The organism is Microcoleus sp. F4-D5 (genome assembly GCF_036704885.1).
In the GTDB taxonomy this organism is placed as follows: Bacteria; Cyanobacteriota; Cyanobacteriia; order Cyanobacteriales; family Microcoleaceae; genus Microcoleus.
In genome coordinates this window covers 1-5112 of sequence record NZ_JAUBSX010000156.1, presented here as the reverse complement: position 1 = coordinate 5112, position 5112 = coordinate 1, and the positions used below count along the sequence as shown (strand labels likewise).

The 5112-nt window shown below is 49.9% G+C and carries 5 protein-coding genes and 1 pseudogene; all 6 read left to right on the top strand.

From position 1 onward, the window contains the following. The first annotated feature begins 119 nt into the window (after positions 1-119). Positions 120-959 (top strand): aldo/keto reductase, encoded by an 840-nt coding sequence (locus tag QUA80_RS32950; RefSeq protein WP_333429113.1) that lies wholly within the window; start codon positions 120-122, stop codon positions 957-959. Between the two features lie 188 nt (positions 960-1147). Continuing rightward, entirely contained in the window at positions 1148-2050 is a 903-nt protein-coding gene (locus QUA80_RS32945; RefSeq protein ID WP_333429112.1) for a YfdX family protein, read from the top strand. Between the two features lie 236 nt (positions 2051-2286). Further along, a complete protein-coding gene (locus QUA80_RS32940) occupies positions 2287-3261 on the top strand; it encodes a YfdX family protein (RefSeq protein ID WP_333429111.1) in 975 nt (324 codons plus the stop codon). Between the two features lie 64 nt (positions 3262-3325). Next, positions 3326-4333, top strand: coding sequence for a J domain-containing protein (locus tag QUA80_RS32935; RefSeq protein WP_333429110.1), 1008 nt, complete (start codon positions 3326-3328; stop codon positions 4331-4333). Next, on the top strand, positions 4330-4650 hold the full coding sequence (locus tag QUA80_RS32930) for a chaperone modulator CbpM (RefSeq protein ID WP_333429109.1): 321 nt from the start codon (positions 4330-4332) through the stop codon (positions 4648-4650). The genes QUA80_RS32935 and QUA80_RS32930 overlap by 4 nt, the downstream gene beginning before the upstream one ends. Positions 4651-4705: 55 nt before the next feature. After that, positions 4706-5035: pseudogene (locus QUA80_RS32925) on the top strand (Clp protease N-terminal domain-containing protein); the annotation flags it as partial. Positions 5036-5112: the final 77 nt, after the last annotated feature.

Genomic DNA, 5112 nt, shown 5'->3' with positions numbered 1-5112 from the left:
GTCATTGGTTTTCTCACAGGATGGTCTTGGATCTTACATTCTTTATCTCTAGCACATCTTTAGAAAAATGGTATAATTGCTAACTTGCAAAAGAAAAGAATCTAATCAGGAGAACAAGCATGGAACAGCGTCGGTTTGGTTTCACAAAGCGTGGGGTCGCTGCGATCGGTCAAGGGACTTGGTACATCGATCGCAGCGATCGCGCCTCCGCAATCGCCACGCTGCGTCGAGGTCTCGATCTCGGCATGACCCATATTGACACCGCCGAGATGTACGGCATCGCCGAGGAAGTGGTCGCCGAGGCGATCGTCGGGCGACGCGAGGAGGTCTTCCTGGTCTCCAAGGTACTTCCCGATAATGCCTCTCGGCGCGGGACGAGGGCGGCTTGCGAGAAGTCGCTTGCTCGCCTCAAAACCGATCGACTGGACTGCTACTTCTTGCAATGGCGCAGTCAGCACCCGTTGGAGGACACAATTGCCGCCTTCGAGCAGCTTCAGCACGAGGGGAAGATTCTCTCCTGGGGAGTGAGCAACTTCGATCTGCCCGACCTTGAAGAGTCCCGGGCGATCGCCGGCGAGGGTCGTTTCGTCTGCAACCAGGTTCTTTACCATTTGAAAGAGCGCGCGATCGAGCATGCCGTGATTCCTTGGTGTGAGAAACATGGCGTCGCCGTGGTCGCCTACAGCCCGTTCGGTCACGGGCACTTCCCAAATCCGCACACGACCGGAGGCCGCGTGCTGCAGGAAATCGCCGCCGCGCACAACGCGACCCCTCGCCAGGTTGCGCTTCGGTTCCTAGTGCGGCGGCCCTCGCTCTTCGCAATCCCCAAGGCCTCTAGCCCCGAACACGCAGCCGAAAACGCCGGGGCTGGGGAGATCCAGTTGACCGAAGCCGAGATCGATCGGATCGATAAAGCTTTCCCGCCCGGTCCCCGTCCCCACCTGCTTCCAATGCTGTAGCTCGCCTGCAACCAACGAAGAGGCAAGGGAGCAGTCGGAGTGGAGCAGGGGAGAAGCCTCTGGTACAAGACCAAAGGAAAAACTAATGGGCTAGTGAAGGCTTAGAAGTAGATCGAACAATTGTTCGATCGCGATGAAAAAAACACCTATTCCAAACCCAAAACAAATTAACAAACAAGGAGAAGATTATGAACTCTACGACATTGAATCAGCCCAATCCTCAATCTCAGCAGGAGATTGAACAGGAGAGGCAAAAGGCAACGAATGAGGCTCAAAGTTCCCTAGATCGGGACGCAATCGCCGCGCTCGAAGAAACTCGCAATGCAATCAACGCCATCGATCGGGAAAACACTCAGGAAAGCATTCAAGCTCTGGAACGGGCAACTGGAAAACTTGATATTCTCCTGGCACGCTACCCTGAACTGGCTCTGGTTCCTGTGTCAACTCAGATAACCATTATCGATCTTGCCCCTCGGGATTTTGATTTGATTGAGCCAATTCGCGATGAAGCTAAGAGGGCTGTGAATGAGGAAGATTTTCCGACTGGGCGTGCACTGTTGCACAACCTAGTGAGCGAGATTCGCACATCAACCGTCAATCTGCCACTTGAGACGTATCCTGATGCCATGAAGGAGTCCGCCCGATTGTTGCATCAAGGGAGAACCGATGAAGGCAGAGCGGTAATGCAACTGGCACTCTCAACTCTGGTGGTGACAGAACAATCTCGACCCATTCCACTGATTAATGCCCTTACTGAACTAGCTGCTGCAATGGCTTTAGCCACTCAGGGACAGGATCAACATAATCAGGACCAGCAAAATCAGGACCAGCAAAATCGGGACCAAGTAATGCGGTTGCTGGAAGATGCTCGCACCCAACTCAAGCTGGCGAAAGAATTGGGCTATGCTAGACGCGATCCCGAGTACAAAGAACTTGACCGGGCAATCAAAGACATTGAGCGGCAAATCAGGGCAAAGGAGAAAACAGAAAGTCCATTTGCCAAACTCCGGGAAAAGTTCTCTAGTTTCTTCAACCGGGTGTCCAGAGTCAACAGACCATCTCATGAAAGTCAGCAAACAGCTAATGCTTGATTGGGTTTAAACCTATCAAGATGAGGGTTAGCTGTTTGCTGCAACCCCGATCGACAGTGGCAACTTGCAAAACACATGCAAGCCTGTTGCAAAACGCCGATTTGGATAAGGTTTCCAAATCGGCAACAATTCTCTACAGCATAATCCTTAGACCCAAAAAGGTACAGATGTTCGATCGCGACGAAAAAGGCATCTATTCCAGGCGCAAAGCAAGTTTACAAACCAGGAGAATAATCATGAACCGATATCACAGATTCTTTAGAGGGCTGCAAGTCCTGCTCGTGGGTATTCTTTTCTCCTCGCTTTTATTCATCGCTCCCGTTCATGCAGTTAGCTCTGCTGCGGTATCTCCTGAAAGATTGAATCAGCTTGATACTAGTCTTCAGCAGGAGATTGAAAAGGAGAGGCAACAGGCAACAGCTAAGGCTGAAAGTAAACTGGATCGAGAAGCGATCGCCGCAATTGAAGAAACTAAAAAAGCGATCGCTGCCATTGAGCGGGGAAAGACTCAAGAAGCAATTGCTGCCCTAGAACGAGCAACTGGAAAAATTGACATTCTAGTAGCACAATACCCCAAACTAGCTCTAATTCCGGTGGCGGCTCAGGTAGAGATAATCGATTTTGCCCCTCAGGATTTTAATTTGGTTGACCGAATTCGCAAACAAGTTAAGGCTGTTGTAAATGCAGAAGATTTTCCGGCGGCTCGCGAACTGTTGAACAACCTGATGAGCGAGATTCGCACAGCAATCGTCAATCTGCCATTAGAGAGATATCCAGATGCTACCAAGCAGGCAGCTCGGTTGTTGAACGAAGGCAAAATTGATGAAGCCAAAGGCGTGCTGCAACTTGCGCTCTCTACTTTAGTGGTGACAGAACAAGCTCGACCCCTGCCGCTAGTCAAAGCCCATACCGATCTAGTGACTGCGGTTACTTTAGCAGAGAAGGATCGCGACGCAGCACAGCGGTTGCTAGAAGATGCTCGTGCCCAACTCAAGTTAGCTCAAGAACTGGGATATGCCAGAGGCGATCGCGAGTATGCAGCATTTGACAAAGCAATTAAAAATCTAGAGCGGCAAGTTAAGGCACGTGAGAACACAGCAGGCGCATTTGCCAAGCTTCAAGAACAATTCTCTAGTTTCTTCAACCGAGTATCCGAAGTCGTCAAACCAGGTGATTCCTCAAATAGGGCAGAAGCCAGGAGTGAGGAGTGAGGAGTTTTATCTCCTCCTGCCCCTCTGCCCACTCGTCCCATCGCGTTAATCTCAAGAGGTGCTGATGGTTGCAGCAACCGATTTCAAAGATTATTACGAAATTCTGGGTGTCAGTAAGAACGCCACTCCGGAGGATATCAAAAAAGCCTACCGGAAATTGGCACGGAAACATCACCCGGACTTAAATCCTAACGATAAGCAAGCGGAAGCGCGGTTCAAAGAAATTAACGAAGCTAATGAAGTGCTGTCCGACCCGGAAAAACGCCAGAAGTATGACCAGTATGGTCAGTACTGGCAACAGGCTGCGGCGGGTGCACCTCCACCCAGAGGGGCGGGTACACAAGGTTATGACTTTAGCCAGTATGGCAACTTTGATGATTTCATTGATGAATTGCTGGGAGGGTTAGGTCGCAGTGGCGGTCGTACAAGGCAGCGCACAGCTAATTATCGCACTGCAAGAAGACCAGAAGAATTCCGGGAATACGCCGACTTTGACTATGGAGAAGACCCTTTCGTCCGCTTCACTGATGTTCCCGCACAGGATACAGAAGCGGCGATCGCTCTCACTTTTTCTGAAGCGTTTCACGGTACACAGAAGCGGCTACAAATTGATGGGGAAACCATCACTGTTCGTATTCCGCCGGGTGTGAAACCGGGAAGCCGCATTCGGGTAAAAGGCAAAGGACAGATAAGTCCTTTTAACCAGCAACGCGGCGATCTTTATCTGTCGATTGAATTATTGCCTCATCCTTTCTTCAAATTTGAGGGCGACAATCTTGCCTGTGAAGTACCTGTCAGCCCAGAGGAAGCAGTGCTTGGCGCACAAATAGATGTTCCTACGCCCGATGGCAAGGTAACGATGACGATTCCGGCCGGTGTGGATTCCGGCCAAGCACTCCGGCTACGTGGCAAGGGCTGGCGCGATCGAAAAGGTAATCGTACCGCTTTGATCGTGCGGTTAAAAATTGTGACACCCAAAGATTTGAGTCCCCAAGAAAGAGAGTGCTATGAAAAATTGCGGCAGGTCAGTAGTTTTAATTCCCGTCAGAGCTTAGAAGAGGTGCGGTTATGAGTTCTAACCTGAGTTTGTCTTGCGTGGTGTGGTCAGAAACAGGCGATCGCCTCTATAGTTTCGAGCAAGCCGCCTACCTCACCCAAACCTCGGTTTTATTGCTAGAACGATTTGCCCGCCTGGGACTAATTGAACCTGTAGGAATCATGCTGCGCCGACAGGATCTTTTTCGCGTTGTGCAGATTCAAAGGTTGCACCACGATCTGAACTTGAATTGGGCCGGAGCAGCAATGGTGCTAGATATGGTAACTGAAATTGCCCAACTCAAGGCGCAACTGCGCGCTTACCGTGGTGAATTACAAATTCGTAATTTGTAATTCGTAATTAAGAGCGTTAACAAAATAATTTATTTCTCAGCTAAGGGGCACGATTATGCAACCAACCAATTCCGAGCAATTTACCGAAAAAGCCTGGAAAGCCCTTGTTCGGACTCCCGAAATTGCCAAGCAGTTTCAGCATCAGCAGATTGAGAGCGAACATTTGATGCCAGCACTACTGGAACAGGAAGGACTCGCCAGTTCTATTTTCAACAAAGCCGAGGTAAATGTTCAAAAACTACACGAGCGCACTATCGACTTTATCAACCGTCAGCCCAAAGTATCGGGGGCTAGCAGTGGTTCGGTATATATCGGACACAGTTTAGAGACGCTGCTCGATCGCGCCGAACAATACCGCAAAGAGTTTGGTGATGAATATATTTCTACTGGACTTTGGACAAAGAGGGAAAGTGGTTCGCGATTTAATGACGCGAAGTAAAGTAGTGAGTTAAATACTATCGG

Excerpts from the sequence above, each read along its gene's own strand:
- QUA80_RS32940 (WP_333429111.1), top strand. The coding sequence starts at position 2,287 with ATGAACCGATATCACAGATTCTTTAGAGGGCTGCAAGTCCTGCTCGTG.
- QUA80_RS32945 (WP_333429112.1), top strand. The coding sequence starts at position 1,148 with ATGAACTCTACGACATTGAATCAGCCCAATCCTCAATCTCAGCAGGAG.
- QUA80_RS32930 (WP_333429109.1), top strand. The coding sequence starts at position 4,330 with ATGAGTTCTAACCTGAGTTTGTCTTGCGTGGTGTGGTCAGAAACAGGC.
- QUA80_RS32935 (WP_333429110.1), top strand. The coding sequence starts at position 3,326 with ATGGTTGCAGCAACCGATTTCAAAGATTATTACGAAATTCTGGGTGTC.
- QUA80_RS32950 (WP_333429113.1), top strand. The coding sequence starts at position 120 with ATGGAACAGCGTCGGTTTGGTTTCACAAAGCGTGGGGTCGCTGCGATC.